This is a genomic window from Clavibacter michiganensis, assembly GCF_016907085.1.
In the GTDB taxonomy this organism is placed as follows: domain Bacteria; phylum Actinomycetota; class Actinomycetes; order Actinomycetales; family Microbacteriaceae; genus Clavibacter; species Clavibacter michiganensis_O.
Genome location: NZ_JAFBBJ010000001.1, coordinates 230,756 through 247,695, shown reverse-complemented (window position 1 = coordinate 247,695; position 16,940 = coordinate 230,756). Strand labels below are relative to the sequence as shown.

The window sequence follows — 16,940 nt, the reverse complement described above, 5'->3', positions numbered from 1 at the left end:
CGGGCATCGCGCCCGGCCGCGCCTCGGCTACTTCGACAGCTGCACGGCGCCCGTCGCCCGCTGGTAGGCGGCGAAGTACTTGTCGCCCATGGCCCGGGCGCCGGCCGCCGTGTAGTGGATCGAGTCCTCCGCCCTGCTGTACCCGGAGGCTCCCGGGATGTAGGACACGTTCGCCCGCAGCGCGGGCATGCCCTGCTGCGCGGTGTCGATGGCCTGGCGGAGCGACGACACGTTCAGCCACTCGGGCACCATGCCGCCGATGAGGAACGGCACCGCGCCGTAGCGCGTGTTCAGCCGGTCGACGAGGTCGAGCAGCATCGACTGGTAGCCCGCCGCGTTCGTGCGGGTCGCGTCGGACTCGCCCTGGGCCCAGACGACCGCGACGAGGCGGTTGTCGGGATCCTGCGCGAGCGCGGCGTCGATCTGCCCGAGCGCCCGCGTGAACAGGTTGATGCGCGAGCGCGTGTCCGCGGGGTTCCAGGCGTAGGTGCCGTCGCCCGTCATGGAGGTGGACGCCATCGCCGCGGGGACGAGCAGCACCTTCCGGCCCGGGCGGGCGTCGGCGAGCATGTGCCGGCCGAGCTCCATCCCGGGGCCGACGGCCTGCACGCCGCCGGACGTCGTCCAGGTGGTCACGTGGCTCAGCGAGTCCTTGGCGGGCACGATCTGCCCGGCCTTGGCGCCGCTGCCGGCGAGCTGGTCGAGCCCGGGCACGCTCACGTCGATCGAGGGATCCCACCCGGTGCCGACGCCCTGCGCGTTCGACTGGCCAAGGATCACGACGACGTCGTAGCCCTCGCCGGTCGACGCGATCTGCCGCGGCACGGAGGTGCGGGACGTCGGGGCGAACCCGTCGGCCCGCCCGGTGACGGTCACGGTGACCTGCGATCCGGCGTCCCGCGGTGCGGGCACGTAGGTCGACGCGGTGCGGCCGGGCACGACCACGCCGTTGCGCTTCCACACGTAGGAGAGCGCGGTGGCCTCGGGGGTCCACGCGGGCGTCTCGGCCGTGAGGGTGGATCCGACGCTCGCGTCACCCGTGATGGTCGGGCTCGGCGCGTCCGTGAACGCCTGGTCGTCGGGTGACGGGGCGGGCGTCGCGGGCGGCACGTCGAGGGCGTCGACCACGACCGCGGTCGGCTCGCTCGTCACGCTCGTCGCCTTGTAGCCCGTGCGCGTGCCGGTGACGGTCACGGTGATCCGCGACCCGGCGTCCGCGCGGCGCACGGCGTACGTCGCGTCGGTGGCGCCGAGCACGGTGACGCCGTCGCGGGCCCACGCGTACGAGTACGAGGTGGCCTCCGGCGTCCATGCGGGCGTGTCCACCCTCAGGGGGCTGCCGGCCACCGGCGATCCCTGGATCACGGGCGTCGTCGTCGCCTCGAACGGGATGGACGGCGCGGGCGGCGGCGGCGTGACGGGCGTCTCGACGACGGCCACGCCGGGGCTCGTCGCCGTCTGCGTGACATACCCGGTCTTCGTGCCGGTGACGGCGACCGAGATGCTCGTGCCGACGTCGCTCGCCACGACGCGGTAGCTCGGGCCTGTCTGGTCCGGGAGCGCCACGCCGTCGCGCATCCACGCGTAGGAGAAGGACGGCCACGGCGACCACGTGCCGGACTTGGCGTTGAGCGTGTAGTCCACGCGGCCGAGGCCGGTGATGGACGGGGTGCCGACGGTCTCGAACGCGACGTCGGGGGCGGGCGTCGGGTCCGGCGTGGGCACGGTGGGCTCCGGCGTCGACTCGGGCAGCGGCACGAGGAGGCCGTCGCTCGCGAGGGACTGCGTGACGTACCCGGTCTTCGTGCCGGTGACGATCACGGCGATCGTGGCGCCCTGGTCGCCCTCCTGCACGCGGTAGGTGACGGCGGTCTGGCCGTCGATCGCGACGCCGTCGCGGGTCCACTGGTAGGAGAAGGTCGGCCAGGGGGTCCAGACCCCGGCGCGCGCGGACAGCGTGAAGCCGACGCGGGCGGTGCCGGCGATGGTCGGGGTGGCGGCGGCCGAGAACGGCGCGTCCTCGGCCGGAGCGGTGGGCTCCGGGGTGGGGACGGGGGTCGTCGGGGTCGGGGTCGGCTCCGGCGTGCCCGGCGTCGCGGTCGGGGTCGGGGTCGGCGTGGGCGTGCCCGGCGTCGCGGTGGGCGTCGGGGTCGGCGCGGGCGTCGTCGGCGCCGGGGTGGGCGTCGGCGTGCTCGCGGCCGGGACCTGGAGCTCCGCGCTCGTCAGCGACTGCGTGGCGTAGCCGGTCTTCGTGCCGGTCACGGTGACGCTGATGCGGGATCCCGCGTCCCCGGCCTGCACGCGGTAGGTCACGCCGGTCTGCCCGGCGATCACGACGCCGTCGCGGAGCCACGCGTAGGAGAACGTGGGCCACGGGGTCCACACCCCGGCGCGCGCGGACAGGGTGAAGCCGACGCGCGCGGTGCCCGCGATGGTGGGCGTCGCGGCGGCGGTGAACGGCGCAGCGGCCGGCGTCGTCGGCGCGGTGGTGGGGGCGACCGTCGGCGTGGGCGTCGGGGTCGGCGCCTGCGTCGGGGCCACCGTCGGGGTGGGCGTCGGGGTCGGCGCCTGCGTCGGGGCCACCGTCGGCGTCGGAGTCGGCGCGGTGGTCGGCCCGGCGGTCGGCGTGGCCGTGGGCGCCGCGGTCGGGGTCGGCGTCGGGGTCGGCGTCGCGCCCGGCACGGTCATCGCGTCGCTCGTCCGGGGCGTCGTCGCGTACCCGGTCTTCGTGCCGGTGACCGTCACGGCGAGCGCCGTGCCGCGGTCCTGCTCGGTGACGCGATAGGTGACGCCGGTCTGCCCGCCGATGAGCACGCCGTCGCGGGTCCAGGCGTAGGAGAAGGTCGGCCACGGGGTCCAGGTGCCGGACCGTGCGGTGAGCGTGAAGCCCACCTGCGGGGATCCGGCGATGGTGGGCGTCGGGGCGGCCGTGAACGGCGCGACGACGGGCGTCGGGACGGTCGCGGTCGGCTCGCTCGTCTGCGTGCTCGTGTCGTAGCCGGAGCGGCTGCCGGTCACGGCGACCGTGATGACGGATCCCGCGTCGGCGGCGCGCACGGTGTACGCAGTGCTGGTCTGCCCGCTCACGGGCACGCCGTCGACGAGCCACGCGTACGTGCTCGACGTGGCGGCCGGGGTCCACCGCGCGGTGGTGGCGACGAGGCGCTGGCCGATGACGGCCTTGCCGGTGATGACCGGCGCGGGCGTCGCGGTGAACGGCGCGGCGGCCGCGGTGGCCTGCAGCAGGCGCATCATCGACGCGGTGGTCGGCGCGCCGTCGGTCGCGGCCGGCTGCACGGCGCTCGTGCCGGGCGCGATGACGCGCGCGGTCGACAAAGCGGTGCCCGTCGTCGCGGCCTCGGCCGGAACGGCGCCCGGCTCTACGGCGACGAGCAGCGTCACCCCGAGGCTGAGCCCCGTGATGGCGGCCATGAGTCGTGCGCGTGCAGATGCGGTGCGCGTCCCCCGTGTCGAGGCACGGCGGACGGCAGAGTGGTGCTCCCCCAATTGATCCCCCCAGATCGTCGAGGCGAATTCCACCTCATGTGGAAATGCTTGCACACCGCGACGGTGATGCGTGACACGTGTCCGGTGAGGACCCCGCTCACGCCCGGCTCACAGGAGATGCACATGGCGCATCGACGGCCGACGATGCCGGCGCCCATCCTCCGCTGCCGCCCACAGCTCCCACCCGATGGCGCCGCGTACCGTGGGCGGCGACCTGCCCCGCCCGTCGGATCCCCGAGGATCCCCCTGCCCCGGAAGGCCCCATGACGAACGCCCCGCACCCCGACGCCGCCCCGCCCGCCGAGCCCGGGGCGCGCCCTGCGGGGTCGCCCGCCTCCCCCGCCGCTGCCGGCTCCGCGCCGGCCACCGGCTTCGCCGCGCTCGTCCGCGGCACGCGCGACCGCTCCGACCGCCCGTCGCGTCTCGGCCGCCTCTTCGCCGTCGTCGCGATCATCGAGGCGATCACGTGGACCGGCCTCCTGGTGGGCATGTTCCTCAAGTACGTGACGGAGACGACCGAGCTCGGCGTCTACGTCTTCGGCCGCCTGCACGGCGCCGCGTTCGTCCTCTACGTGATCGTCACGGCCGTCGCCGCGATCCGCCTCCGCTGGGGGTGGAAGCCCGCGCTCCTCGCGGGCGTCGCGGCGATCCCGCCGCTCGCGACCCTGCCGCTCGAGGTCGGGCTGCGTCGCCGCGGGTACCTGCGGCAGCCGGCCGACGCGGTCGACGGACGGGCGCCCGCGGGAGCCACGCCGGGCGACGCCGCCTCCCGCGCCTGACCGCCGCGGATCAGATCCCGGTGTAGCGCCCCGGCCGGTGGTTGAGCGCGAGCACCAGATTGAGCAGCACCGCGCCCAGCGCCGACCACACCACGCCTTCGACCGGCACGACCGTGAGGCCGAGCAGGATCACGATCACGTCGAGGATCATCTGCGCGTACCCGGCGGGGAAGCCGAACCGCTCCTGCGCGATGAGCGCGACGATGTTGAAGCCGCCGAGGCTGGATCCGTGCCGGAAGACCACCAGCAGCCCGATCCCCACGAGCAGGTTCCCCGCGAGCACGCCGTAGACCGGCTGCAGCTCGAGCCCGGTGACCATGAGCGGGTGGAGCGAGGAGAACAGCGACACGAGCCCGACCGAGATGACCGTGCGGATCGTGAAACGCCATCCCTTCTTCCACACCGCGAGCGCGAAGAACGGCGCGTTGACCACGAAGAACAGCACCCCGAACGGCAGCACGCCCGTGTAGCTCAGGAGCAGCGCGAGACCCGCCGTGCCGCCCGTGACGGCGCCGGCGTCCCGCAGCAGGAACAGCCCGAACGACGCCACGAAGGTGCCGGTGAGGATCCCCAGCACGTCCTCGATGACGGAGTGCGGGATGCCCGCGGTCGTCGGCTCGCCGGGCGAGGGGGCGATCGGCGTGGGCAGGGGCTCGGACGCGGAAGCGGTCATGGCGGTCTCCGGGGTGGGGGGACGGGATCCGCGCGGGCGGTCGTGCCGCATCACGCGCAGGGAACAGCATGGCGGATCGGCGGGGCGGTGGAGGACGGGATCCTGCCGCGGTCCACGGTCCGGGCTGCCCGAACGCTCCGACGTCAGAAGTAGGGATCCTCGAAGGGACCAACGTCGAAGAACGCCCCGGACGGGTTCTTCCCTCGCCGACCGAAGATCGAGTCGATTGACCGGCGCTCCTTCGCCGTCGCCCCCCACCGAAGGTCGGACTGCCGGACGAACCACGCCCTGGCCTCCTCCCACGCCTCGGGGGACGCGTCCCACCGGACGTCGAGCGCGGTCGTCACGACGTCGATGAGACTGCCCTCCGGACCCGGCAGGACCGACGACTCGGGCATCGACACCATCCACTCGTCCTCGCTGTCGCCATACCGCAGCTCGTCCTCGGGGAGCATCAGACGGTAGGCGTCGGGACCGAGCTCGTCGTCCCCGTACATGCGCCGCGCCATCACGAACGGATGCGGGTATCCGGGCAGCCGGATGCGCCCCGCGATCCCGGCCGGCAGCCAGTCCTCGTACCGCGGGACCGCGGGATTGCGGAGGAAGGAGCGGAGGGCGTAGGGCTCCACTTCTACCTGGATGCGGGGGCGGCGTCGCCAGAGGCGCATCATGACAGCGGCCTGCGCGCGAGCCTGAGCAGGGGGCCGCGCTGACGCGAGATGACGCGGCCACCGAGCCGACGCAGCCGAGAGCCGACGCCGCGCCGCTCCCGGCCCACGGTGCTGACGAGGTCCCAGCAGACCCCCGCCGCGTCGAGCCGCCACTGCGGATCGATGTCGTGCGGCAGGTGGATCAGCTCGTGGCTCACCTCGATGAAGGTCGTCGCGCGCGAGATCGGCGCCAGGAGCTCTACCGGGATGGGCTCCTCGACGAAGGACGCCTGATCGGCCCATCCCGTCACCTCGTGCAGATGATCGGAGACGTCGGAGAACGTGTCCATCACGTCCCGCATGAGGGCGCGGTACGCGGCGCCTGGTACTCGGTGCAGGGCGCGCGACGCCTCGTTCGAGAGCAGGTCGCGGGCGCCCCACAGGTACTCGACGTGGAATACTCCGTCGTCAGCGACCCACATGCGAGGTACCCCCCGTCGCCTCACGACATCGAGTGGAAACAAGACGATCACGATTCATGCAGATATCCCCGAAAATCCTCGATCAGACCCGCCCGCAGTGCCTCATTGCCGATGCGAGGATCCGTTGACATCAGGAGATCGCGGAGGGACAGATCGGATCCGCGCAGGAATATGTAGACGAACACTTCGCTCGGGTCCAGCACCTGCGCTCGGTCTCCTAAGGAGAAGCGGTTGATGAACGCCCGGAGGATCGAGGCCAGCCGTCGACTCGCAAGCATCGGGACCAGGTACGCCGGAAACATCTGGGCCGCGGGGTAGTCACCCCCGGCAGACTCGCCCGCATCCCCGGCGCTCGACTCCAACCGTTCGCCGACCCCGTGAATAACTCTGATCCGGACGTCGTCAGCTGCATCGTCGCGATCACCGCCCAGAGGATCGCTCAGGGCACAGACCATCGCGTGCACTTCATGGCGACGCAGCACGAGGACGGTGCCGTGCGAGGGGGATAGAATCGTGCCTCTCTGCCGCTCGGAGATCGCCACCAGCGCGCGGGTAATCAATGAGGGCTTCGACCCCCGGGGCTGAATCCAAAGGTGCCATTCCCCCAACCGTTCGTCTCGCGACACTCAGTCCCCTATCTGCTTGGTCAAGTATTTGTCCCAGGTGCCACCACGGGTGGTCTTGCTATTGAGGCCGGCAACAGAAGTGGCCCTCTTCCAGTAGCCGCCGTTGTGCCCACCGTTCTGGCTACTTCCACGATCATAGGTGATGTAGTCGTTCTTCCCCTTCTTGAAGATCGCCCGACCCTTGCCGGAACGTGCTTTGATCTTGATATACCCCTTGCTCTTTGCGACTTCACCCGCTTCCTCGTCGGTCACATGTCCCCCCTTGTTGGAATTGGGGTTTTTTGACTTGTTGAAGGCCTGGCGAATCCAAGGGAATGCTGTCGTTTTAAGCCAGGAACCGATTTACTGCCCTATCCACCACGCACCGATAACAATGGCCGTCGCGAGGACAGCGAGACCGAGGGCTACGGCCAAGACGACAGCGATAGGGACGAGGAACGCGAATTGCCCGGTCAGGTCGAACGCGTTAATCGGTCGTTCGGATACGCGTAGTCGTCATCCGTCCCGCCCTCGACCGGATCCACCTGCAGGAACCGCCTAGCGCCGCGACGTACTGCCTCGCGCCCATCTCCACCGTCGCGATGCCGCCCAGGTGCTCCGACAGCTTCTGGTGCTGACCCAGCCACCCGTAATCCGCATTGCCCTGCTGCGTGTCCGGACCCGACTGGTTCGCCGAAAACGTGCCCAGCGCACCCGTCGTCGGATCCTCGACCTGACCGAACGGGTCGTACACCGCCAGCCCCGGAGCACGCACCCCGGCCTGATCCGCCGTGACGAGGATGTCGCCGTGGCACCCTTCGCATCTCTCGGGTGGCGACTGCAGCGGTCGCGTGCCTAGGTGCCATGTCGGAGTTGCGTCCCAGACAGGCGCTACGCCAACGCTCCTCCGGATGGGTACATCGATCATCTCGCTCAGCTTCTCAACGTAGCGGTCCGTGATTTCCCGTGCCTCCTCCGGAGGCGATTCCAGGAGGAGGGAGTCGCGTATGCGAAGCGCGTCCTCGCGATCCAGCTGGAGCAAGACCCAGTGTCGCGCGTCGATGACCGTCGCGGCCCGAAGGGCGGGGAACGTCTTCGCGACCCGAGCAAGCCTGCCGGCCATTATCCTCGAAGCGACGGACTCTATGAACCACCCCGGGTAGAGCGTGGTCTCGGTGGTAATCGTCACCCGACGGTGACGCCTCCTGCACCTCCAGGTACCCGAAATGAGGAATGCATCCAATCGATCCAAGAGCTCCCGCCTGAATTTCTTCAGGCCCGGTGCAACGAGAGACCACGGAGAGATCGCCAGGACCCCGCGGAGGACGATAGCCGACTCGCGGGCCAACTGCATCGCAAAAGGATTGCGAAGGAGAGCGCAGAGGGGCTCGCCTGAAGGACAGCAGCTCGATTACCCAGGACATCAGTGAGCTCGGCTCCGCCACCGTATGTAGACAGGCCAGCCAGACGTCAACAGATTCCGTGTGTTCCATCAGCCTTTGTGTATCATTAACATCTGCCCCAAAGTAACTTCGCGAACCTTCATCCCGAAGCCGCATCCACAAATTCCAGAAGCCACCGTGGCTCGGAAGCGGAAGCGGTCATGGCGATCTCCGTGGGTGCGGGCGGGATCGGCGCGATAGTCGCGCCGATCCCGGGGTTGAGCCCCCCTCGGCTCGCGGATCCACGACTCGCCGGTAGACGTCGAAGCAAGCGGAAAGCCGAGAAGACTTCCCGTCTATTCATCGCTGCGCGCCCGCGAGCTCACGCCATAGGCGCATCACCCGGCTCGACGTCAAATGGGCCCGCGAAGCCGAATCCGCGAGGATTGCCACGTGCACGCAACTCCTCCAAGGTCTCGCCCTCATCCTGGCGCAGTCGAGATTCCGTCTTGAACCATGTGCACGCAGCACGCCAGGCCGCTTCAGAGGTATCCCATGCCACGTCGAGCACGCGCGTCGCAATATCTATCGCTCCCCCGCCGCGCTCGGAAATGAGGGACCCCTCGGCGATACCTACTAAGTAATCCGATGGTAACTCGCCGAACGTGAGGCCATCGATGGGAAGAAACAGTCGATACGCATATGGGCGACCCTCGACGTCTGCTTCCATTCGTCTCGCGAGGACCCACTCGCCCTCATGTCCAGGTGATCTCGGCCTCCCGGCTATACCCGCTGGCAACCATGTCTCGATCGCCGGGACACCCGGATCCCGAGGAATAGGAGGACGGCTACTCTCCTGGTGCTCTAAAGGCATTTCGCGCTTGGCATGACGCCCCTTGAATATCTTGCGCATCTACTCGCTCCGCTATCTTATGTGACTGATGTGCATGTTCTGATACAGATGGGCGTCATCCTTGCCGAATTGACGCGTGGCGGAGTGCATGACGTTCGACGTCCCACCCCCAAAACGCCCCCTCCCGGTCCGAGTCCTGAAAGCGATGTTCCTAGTTCGCGAAACAAACATCCTGCCTCCGTTACTCGGACGTGAGACAATGGGTCGCCAGCCGGTAGAAATTCTTCCCCCGATCCGCGTTCCTACCCTGCCCGCCAATCCACGAACGGCAAGCCCATCTGCTGCGAATCCTGCACCAGTTGCCTCCCCTGCTTCCAAAATACGCGCACTGCGGTAGACCAGCTGGGCAACCCGAACCACTCTCGGGACGAAGGTCGCCGCCCGTAGGGCGAGGCCGGCGCCCGCGATGACATCCAGGCCGGGTATGAACATCGCCGCTACGAGAGCCACGTTCGCCACCATCCCCCAGTCGACGCTCTGCCACCAGTCGCTCTGCCCAGTCAGATCCAACCCGTTGATCGGATCGTTCGGATACGCGTAGTCGTCATCCGTCCCGCCCTCGACCGGATCCACCTGCAGGAACCGCCCCAGCGCCGCGACGTACTGCCTGGCGCCCATCTCGATCGTCGCGATGCCGCCCAGGTGCTCCGACAGCTTCTGGTGCTGACCCAGCCACCCGTAGTCCGCGTTGCCCTGCTGCGTGTCCGGACCCGACTGGTTCGCCGAAACCGTGCCCAGCGCACCCGTCTTCGGATCCTCGACCTGCCCGAACGGGTCGTAGACCGCGAGGCCCGGAGCACGTGCTCCGGCCTGGTCCGCCGTGACGAGGATGTCGCCGTGGATGCTCGGGTACGACCACACGGCCGACCCGGTGCGGAACTCCGCCGTCACGCCACCCGGCAGCGGCAGATCCCACTCGGTCGCCGCGCTCGACACGTCGAGCACGAAGTCCGGGGAATCGCCGCTCCCCGTGAAGCCGTACCGCGTGACCGTCTTCACGCCGGCCGCGGTCACCTCCGTCCGCTGCACGATGCGATCCGTCGCATCGCGCACGTACGTCACCGACGAGCCGTCGGCGAGCTTCGTGGCCGTGTGCCGGTCCCCGCCGTCGTACGAGAGGGTCTCGTCCGCGAGCTGCACGGTGTTGCCGTGCGCGTCGTAGGTGAGCTGCGCGGCGGTCAGCGAGCGGTTCACCGGCGAGGCGTCCGCGGGGACGTTCGCCACCGTGGTGGCGATGAGGCGGTCCGCTCCGTCGTAGCAGGACGCCACCGTGGTCGGCGTCCCGCCGTCGAGCACGTCCGACGAGGAGGTGCGGTTGCCGTTCCGACCGGCGGCGGCGACCGCGCCGGCCTGGGTGCAGGCGGCGGATCCGGCGAGCGCGTCGAACCCGTAGGTCAGACGGTGGTGCGGGATCACGGCCGCGACGAGACGCCCGGCCGCGTCGTACGAGTACGTCGAGACGTTGCTCGTCGTGCCGTCGCTCGTGGTGTCCTGCAGCACGTCGCCCGCCTGCGAGCGGACGACGCGATCGGTGACGGCGGTCTGCTTGCCGGGGAACGACCAGCCGATGCCGGTCACCGCCCCTGCGCCGTTCCGCGTGATCTCGGAGAGCGACGAGCCGTTGCCCGCGCCGGTCGCACCGGAGGGATAGGTGATCCCCGTGAGCTCGCCCTTCGCGTACGTCGGATCGGCGACGACCTTGCCGTCCACGCGCATCACGTCGACCCGGGAGTCGCTGTCGTACTCGTAGGAGGTGGTGTGCGCAGCGCCGGAGGGCGGCGTCGCGACCGTCGAGGTGACACGGCCCGCGGCGTCGTACGACATCGACGTGACGGTCCCCCAGACGTCGGTGTACTTGACCGCCTGCCCGAGGAGGTTCGCGACCGTCGTGACGGTGCCACCGCTCGTGGATCCGGTGACGGATCCGTCCGAGACCGCCCCGGTGAGCGGATCCCCGCCGACCGCGTAGTCCGTCTTCTCCGTGCGCGCCGCGACGGAGCCGAAGGCGGCCGTGGTGCTCGAGGTGGCGCGCCCGCGAGCGTCGTAGCTCGTGCACGACCAGTCGGCGTCGCCGGATCGCTTCGATCCGACCGCGCGCCCCATCACGTCGTAGACGAACGAGGTGACGATGGCGTCGCCCGACGCGGGCTTCGCTCCCGTGGTGGTCTTCGTCGCCCCGTACTGCGGCGTGGCCGCGTCGACGCCGCAGACCTTGCCGCTGGCGCCCCACGCGGAGGCGATGGTCTCCGTCGGGCCGTAGTACGCCGTCGTCGTGGCCACGTTGGCCTGCGCGGGCAGCGTGCGGGTAAGGCGACGGAGGTACCCGGAGCCGCGCGCCTCGTGGGTGGTGGAGTGCGTGAGCGCCAGGCCCTTCGGATCCACCACCGACGCGGTCGCGATGCCCAGCCACGGCTCGTCGTACTGCGTGACCGAGGTGGCCGAGGAGATCTGCGACGCGCTGATGCCCGCCACGCCCGTCGGCGCCTGGTCGGCGGCCGTCACGCTCGTCTGCAGCCCGTAGTCGGGCGTGAGCGCGCTGCCCGGCACCACGACGGTGGCGCCGCTGCCGATCTGCCACTCCAGCTTGAGCGACGCGGACACCTGGCCCTCGTTGTACTGCAGCCGGATGCGCGCGGTCTGCCCCGCCGCGAGGTGCACGGCGTGGTTCGCCCGGATCTCGTTGCCGGGGTTCGCGCCCCACGCGTCGATCAGCGGGATGTCGTCGATGAACAGCTGCGTGCCGTCGTCCGCCTTGGTGGCGAAGGTGTAGTCGCCGTCCTGCGGTGCCGTGACGAGACCCGTGAGCCGTAGCGAGAAGCCGTCCGACGGGAAGCCGTCGCCGGCCGCGGCCGGGCTGCCGTTCCCCCAGTCCTGATCCACGCTGCCGTCGGCGTTGCCGACGCCCAACCCGTACGCGCGCGGCGCGCCCGTCAGGCTGCCGTTGTCGTACCAGACCGCGTCGAGCCCGTGCAGCCCGCCGTCGTACCCGGTCGACGAGTGCGCCGTCGTCGCGGCGCAGGCCGCCGTGGGCACGCGGTCGGAGCCGAAGCACGATGCGGGCGCCGGGCCGTAGGAGTCCGTCGGCCGGTCCTGCGCGTCGTAGAGCGTCGTGGACTTCCGACCCTGCGCGTCCACGGACGCCAGCGGCATGTCCTTCTGGTTCCACTCGGAGGAGGCGGTGAGCCCCGAGGGGCCGGTGATGCTCGTCTGCCGCCAGGCGTCGTCGTAGGTCACGGTCGACGCGTGGGTGCCCGCGGCCAGGCCGAGCGCCGGCACGTCGATGGAGGTCGTGCCGGATCCGTAGACGTACGACTTCGTGGGCCGCTTCGCCGCCGTGATGCCGTCGGGCGCCGGGAGCGTGACGGTGGTCGCGCGACCGGAGCCGTCGTAGGCGATGGTGGTGGCGACGTTCGCGTCGGCTGCGCGCCGCGCGTCCGCCGCGAGCCAGTCGTCCGCGAGCGCGTCGCGGACGGTGGTGAGGCGTCCGCCGTCGTAGGCGAGGTCGGTGATCTCGTCGCCCGGATCCGTGATGCGCACGAGGTTGCCGTGCGCGTCGTAGGAGAGGCGCGTGGTGTCCGTCGCTCCCGCGACGTGACCCGGGTAGACGATGCGGCAGAGCATGTCGGCGGGCGGCGCGGCGAACCCGGCGGCGACCGGGCAGGCCGATCCCGTGGAGTCCGTGTCCTTCGCGTCGAGGCCCAGGGACGCCGCGGTGTCGCCGGCGTACGCGAAGCGGACCTCGCGGCCGTACGTCTCCGGCGAGGTGCCGAGCGCGGAGAGCGGATCCGAGATGCGGTCGACGAGGCCCGTGCCGGGTCGACGCGTCGACAGGGGCGTCGCCCGCTTGAGGGCGTCACCCGGTCCCGTGACGCCCTGCACGCGGCCGGACGGGTCGAACGTGGTGATCGTGCCGTCGTCGCCGGTCACGACGACCTGCCGCGACTGGTCGAGCGTGACGCGGTCGTGCTCCCCCGTCGGCGCCGTGTAGCCGGTGCCGGATCCGTCGCCCGCGGTGCGCGTGTAGGTGTGCGCGGTGCCGGAGGCGTCGGTGAGGATCACGGCGGAGTCCGTGACCTGGGCGCGCGACCAGTCGCCGGCGTCACCCTCGAGCGCGGTGGTCGACGACCATCCGGCGGGGAGCGTGTCGACGGTGCGGGTGAACCAGTCGGCGGGGACCACGTACTGGGCGCCCGTCGGATCCGTGACCCACAGCGAGACCCCGGCCGCCCCCGCGTGCTCGAAGTAGTCGACCTCGAGCGGCACGGGCGTGCCCTGCGTCAACGCGGTCGGGGTCGATCCCGTGGTGTCCTGCGCGACGTGGTCGTCGCGCCATCCGGAGTACACGGTGGATCCGCCGACCCGGACGCAGCCGCCGTCGTCGCGCGTCATGCCGAACGTGTAGGTGCCCGTGGTGGGCACGTGCAGGAAGCCCGTCCACTTCGCGGAGAAGTCGTCCGGGTCGACCCCCGGGGCGGGCGAGCCGTCGCCCCAGTCGAAGGAGATCGACGGATCGGTGCGGGTGGTCGCGAGCGTGCCGGCGTCGGCGTGGCACGCGTCGCCGTCCCCGAGGGGAGCCGCGCCGTCGTAGTAGCGGCCGAGGAGCCCGCCGGAGCCGGCCTGCATCGAGTTGTAGCTGAAGCCCAGGCCCATGCTGCCGCCCACGGTCTGCACCGTCGGCGACGCGAAGCGCAGCCCGACGTTGCCGTTCGCGAGGTTCACGCTGACGGGACCGGCGGTGTCCGTGGGCGAGGGCCCGACGTCGCCGACCCGGCGGTCGACCCGGATCTTGTCCGTCCACGTCACCGGCGGCTCGTCGTACCCGTCGGACGCGCGCACCGACCAGGTGTAGCGGCCGCCGTCCTGCAGGGAGTTCGCCGGCACCGTCCACGTGGTGCCCGTCTGCCAGCCGGACGTGGCGACGGCGCCCGTGGTGCCGTCGGCCCCGGAGGCGATCTGGAAGCGGTACCGCACCGGATCGCCGTCGGGATCGGTGATGGTCGGCGCCGTCAGGGTCGGCGTGGTCGTGGTGATGACCGAGCCGTCGACGGGGGCGGATCCCGCCTGCGCCGTCATGGCCGGCGTGTTCGTGGTGAAGCTCCACGTGGAGGAGATGCCGAGCGTGGAGGTGCCGTGCACCCCGTCGTACCCGTCCTTGACGTAGCCCTTCCAGTGGTACCTGGTGCCGGGCTTCAGCGCGCCGAACGGCACCTTCACCTGCTGCGCGCCCCAGCCCGACTCCCACACCGGCGCCACCTCGGGATCGTCCCCGGCGCTGATGCGGTAGAAGTACTGCAGCCCGGTGCCCTCCGGGTCCGTCCCCGAGATCGCGAGCGTGGGCATCACGGGACCGCGGGCTCCGTCGGCGGGAGAGGGGGCGATGGCCGGCCCCGCCGTGGGCATGTCCTTGTAGGTCACGACGAGCGCGACCGCGATCGACTTGTACGTGTAGACGCCGGGCCGCTCGTCGCCGCCGATGATGAGGTACGCGCCGCGCGAGCCGTCGCGCACGTACTTCGCGATCTCGTCGGTGAGCCGGTCGTCCTGCGCGGAGCCGTTGTCGGACATGGCGAACTGGCTGAGGCGGTTCCCGACCCCGTTGTAGGAGAACGACGTCGCGGCGCTGATGGATCCCCCGAAGAGGGCCTTGGTCCCGCCGTTGTAGTACGAGCCGTCGATGCGGGCGCTGAGGACCTGCTTGCCGAACAGCTGCTCGTAGTCGAAGTGCTCGACCGTGCGCCAGTACTTGTCGCCGTGGTCCCGCGCGTTGCCGATGCGGACGGTGCCGTCGGTGAGCCGGGTGCCGTCGGACTTGTACTCGTGCTGGTCGTTCGACCAGGACGCGACGGACGACGGGTCCACGTGCACCGGGTAGGCGCGGTCGGGGCTCGCGAGCCACGCCGGATCGGGCGTCATCCGGATGGTCCAGCCGCGTCCGTCGGCGGTCAGCGTGGTGGCGACGGGCGCGTCGGCGGGCTCCTGCACGTCCGGGATACCGCTCGAGTCGTACATGCGCGGCGCGGGGATGCCGAAGACGACGGATCCGGCCTTGTCGGTGAAGAGGATGGAGCCGTCGGCGTCCTGCGCCGCGTGCAGACCGGCTGCGCTCACGTGCCAGGTGTACGAGGGCGCGGCCGGCACCGGCGGCGCCGCGAGGATGAGCTCCTCCTTGACTTGCCCCGCCGTCACCGCGTAGTGCAGGTCGGTGCGCGGGAACACGTCCCGGTACTGCACCTCGTCGGCGCTGGGTCGCTCGAGCGGGCTGTCCGCGGCGCCGTCGAGCGTGTACTTCAGCACGTGCCCGTCGTGGTGCAGCGTGAGGACGCCCGCGTCGGACGCGGAGTCGGCGAAGCGCGGAGCGAGCGGGTGGTCGGGGACGACGCCCGCGCCGGACGACCGGACGGTGACGTCCGTGTTGACCGGCACCCAGTCGCCCTTCGTGTCCTGCACGTTGAGGGGCGTCTGCGAGAGCACCGCCGACTCGGTGCCGTCGTCGTTCGCGTAGGTGTCCTGGAACTGCGACTGGGACACGAGCTGGGCCGAGTCGTGCAGCTGGCTCGCCGATGCCGCCCGTCGGGGTCGGGCGACGGCGGAGGCCGAGAGGGAGGAGGGCGAGACGGCCGAGGCGTCGGCGGCCGGCGCGCTCGGGTCGGCGGGAGCCTGGGCGTACGCGGGAGCGGGGGCGTCGACCGAGCCGGTGGGGATCGTCGGCGTGGCGACGTCGACGTCGTCGGACGTGAGCGCGGGCACGGAGGCGACGGGCCGGGTCGGCGTGGTCGCGGCCTCGGCGGGCAGGGCGACGAAGATCTCCGCGACCAGGGCCAGGGCCACGATGACGGCGGTGGAGGTGAGACGGCGTGCAGGACGCATCCGAGTGCTCCCTTTCGAGCAGACGGATCAGGCACCCGCATCCGCGACCGCCGAGCGGTAGCGGAGCTGAGAATAGGGTTGGAGGACACGAAGAATCGGCTGGCTTTCCACAGGCACGCCCGCCGGAGGCCGACCGACGCCCGCGCCCCCGATCCGGGGGCGTCCTCTAGTCCATGAAGATCGCTCCCACCGGCTCGCGCTTCTCCGCCTGGAAGCGGTCCTCCGCGCGGCCGAGCGCCCAGTAGGCGGAGAGCGAGAGGGCGCGGCGGTCGATGCCCCAGCCGTCCTGGAGGAGCGCGCGGATCTCCTTCATCGCCCCGCGCTCGCCGTGCGCGAAGACCTCGACCTCGCGGGCCGGCCGCTCGAGGGCGCGCACGGCGTCGACGAGGAGCGCGCCCGGCACGGCCTCGGGCGTGCGCGAGCGGTGGATCCAGCGCAGCTCCACAGCCGCGGGGTGCGCGAGCGGGAGCTCGTCGGCGGGCCCGTCCACCTCGACGAGCGCGACGCCCACCGCGTCGACGGGCATCGCGGCGAGCGCCGCGGCGATGGCGGGCACGGCCGAGTCGTCGCCGATCAGCAGGCGCGCGACCGCGGGATCGTCGGACGGCCGGAACAGGCCGCCGGGGCCGCTCGCCGCGAGCAGGTCTCCCGGCTGCGCGGACGCCGCCCACGGCCCCGCGAGGCCCTCGTCGCCGTGCACGACGAAGTCGATCGCCGCCGTGCCCGCGGCCCGATCCGCATTCCGGAGCGTGTAGGTCCGCACCGCCGGCAGCGCCTCGGGCGCGAGCGTCGCGCGCAACGCAGGGAGGTCGAACGGCGGCACGACGCCGGATCCCGGCTGCGGCAGCATCAGCTTCACGTAGGCGTCGGTCGCGGCGAGCCGCTCGGGGACGGCCTGCTCCAGCAGCGCCCGCGTCCCCTCCCCGCCCAGGTGCACGCGGACGAGGTGCGGGCTGAGGCGCTCCGTGCGGATCACCTCGAGGACGTGCTGAGACCGCGCGGCGCGGACGGGACGGTCGGGGACGGCGGGTGCGGAGGAGTCGGTCATCGAGGACGATCCTCCGCCCCGCGCGCCTCCCCCG

At 71.2% G+C, this 16,940-nt stretch carries 10 protein-coding genes; 1 reads left to right on the top strand and 9 read right to left on the bottom strand.

The genetic code is table 11. From position 1 onward, the window contains the following. Positions 1-27: 27 nt before the first annotated feature. On the bottom strand, positions 28-3,432 hold the full coding sequence (locus JOE38_RS01095) for a sialate O-acetylesterase (protein ID WP_239544720.1): 3,405 nt from the start codon (positions 3,430-3,432) through the stop codon (positions 28-30). Positions 3,433-3,770: 338 nt separating this feature from the next. Between JOE38_RS01095 and JOE38_RS15670 the strand changes: the two genes are divergently transcribed. After that, on the top strand, positions 3,771-4,286 hold the full coding sequence (locus tag JOE38_RS15670; protein ID WP_239544719.1) for a DUF3817 domain-containing protein: 516 nt from the start codon (positions 3,771-3,773) through the stop codon (positions 4,284-4,286). A 10-nt stretch (positions 4,287-4,296) separates the two neighbouring features. Here JOE38_RS15670 and JOE38_RS01085 read toward each other — a convergent pair whose 3' ends face one another. The 8 genes from JOE38_RS01085 to JOE38_RS01050 all read right to left on the bottom strand — a co-directional run bounded on the left by JOE38_RS01085 (position 4,297) and on the right by JOE38_RS01050 (position 16,906). Further along, the gene (locus JOE38_RS01085) at positions 4,297-4,959 is read right to left on the bottom strand and encodes a YitT family protein (RefSeq protein WP_204574485.1); all 663 of its coding nucleotides are present in this window, start codon (positions 4,957-4,959) and stop codon (positions 4,297-4,299) included. Positions 4,960-5,102: 143 nt separating this feature from the next. After that, entirely contained in the window at positions 5,103-5,630 is a 528-nt protein-coding gene (locus JOE38_RS01080; RefSeq protein ID WP_204574484.1) for a hypothetical protein, read from the bottom strand. Then, positions 5,627-6,091, bottom strand: a complete 465-nt coding sequence (locus JOE38_RS01075; protein WP_204574483.1) for a hypothetical protein — start codon at positions 6,089-6,091, stop codon at positions 5,627-5,629. Before JOE38_RS01075 ends, JOE38_RS01080 begins: the two co-directional genes overlap by 4 nt. A 47-nt stretch (positions 6,092-6,138) precedes the next feature. Continuing rightward, entirely contained in the window at positions 6,139-6,633 is a 495-nt protein-coding gene (locus JOE38_RS01070; RefSeq protein ID WP_204574482.1) for a hypothetical protein, read from the bottom strand. Positions 6,634-6,717: 84 nt separating this feature from the next. Continuing rightward, on the bottom strand, positions 6,718-6,969 hold the full coding sequence (locus tag JOE38_RS01065; protein WP_204574481.1) for a toxin C-terminal domain-containing protein: 252 nt from the start codon (positions 6,967-6,969) through the stop codon (positions 6,718-6,720). Positions 6,970-7,183: 214 nt separating this feature from the next. Continuing rightward, positions 7,184-7,885 (bottom strand): hypothetical protein, encoded by a 702-nt coding sequence (locus JOE38_RS01060; protein ID WP_204574480.1) that lies wholly within the window; start codon positions 7,883-7,885, stop codon positions 7,184-7,186. A gap of 1,118 nt (positions 7,886-9,003) precedes the next feature. Further along, complete coding sequence (locus JOE38_RS01055; RefSeq protein ID WP_204574479.1) at positions 9,004-15,858, bottom strand: PA14 domain-containing protein; 6,855 nt, start codon at positions 15,856-15,858, stop codon at positions 9,004-9,006. A gap of 166 nt (positions 15,859-16,024) precedes the next feature. Then, positions 16,025-16,906 carry a siderophore-interacting protein gene (locus JOE38_RS01050; protein WP_204574478.1) on the bottom strand — a complete coding sequence of 294 codons (882 nt, stop codon included), beginning with the start codon at positions 16,904-16,906 and terminating at the stop codon, positions 16,025-16,027. Positions 16,907-16,940 lie beyond the last annotated feature (34 nt).

What these genes read in the sequence shown, in the direction of transcription:
- JOE38_RS01050 (WP_204574478.1), bottom strand. Translation starts at nt 16,906, where the DNA reads ATGACCGACTCCTCCGCACCCGCCGTCCCCGACCGTCCCGTCCGCGCC.
- JOE38_RS01085 (WP_204574485.1), bottom strand. Translation starts at nt 4,959, where the DNA reads ATGACCGCTTCCGCGTCCGAGCCCCTGCCCACGCCGATCGCCCCCTCG.
- JOE38_RS15670 (WP_239544719.1), top strand. Translation starts at nt 3,771, where the DNA reads ATGACGAACGCCCCGCACCCCGACGCCGCCCCGCCCGCCGAGCCCGGG.
- JOE38_RS01080 (WP_204574484.1), bottom strand. Translation starts at nt 5,630, where the DNA reads ATGATGCGCCTCTGGCGACGCCGCCCCCGCATCCAGGTAGAAGTGGAG.
- JOE38_RS01095 (WP_239544720.1), bottom strand. Translation starts at nt 3,432, where the DNA reads ATGGCCGCCATCACGGGGCTCAGCCTCGGGGTGACGCTGCTCGTCGCC.
- JOE38_RS01075 (WP_204574483.1), bottom strand. Translation starts at nt 6,091, where the DNA reads ATGTGGGTCGCTGACGACGGAGTATTCCACGTCGAGTACCTGTGGGGC.
- JOE38_RS01055 (WP_204574479.1), bottom strand. Translation starts at nt 15,858, where the DNA reads ATGCGTCCTGCACGCCGTCTCACCTCCACCGCCGTCATCGTGGCCCTG.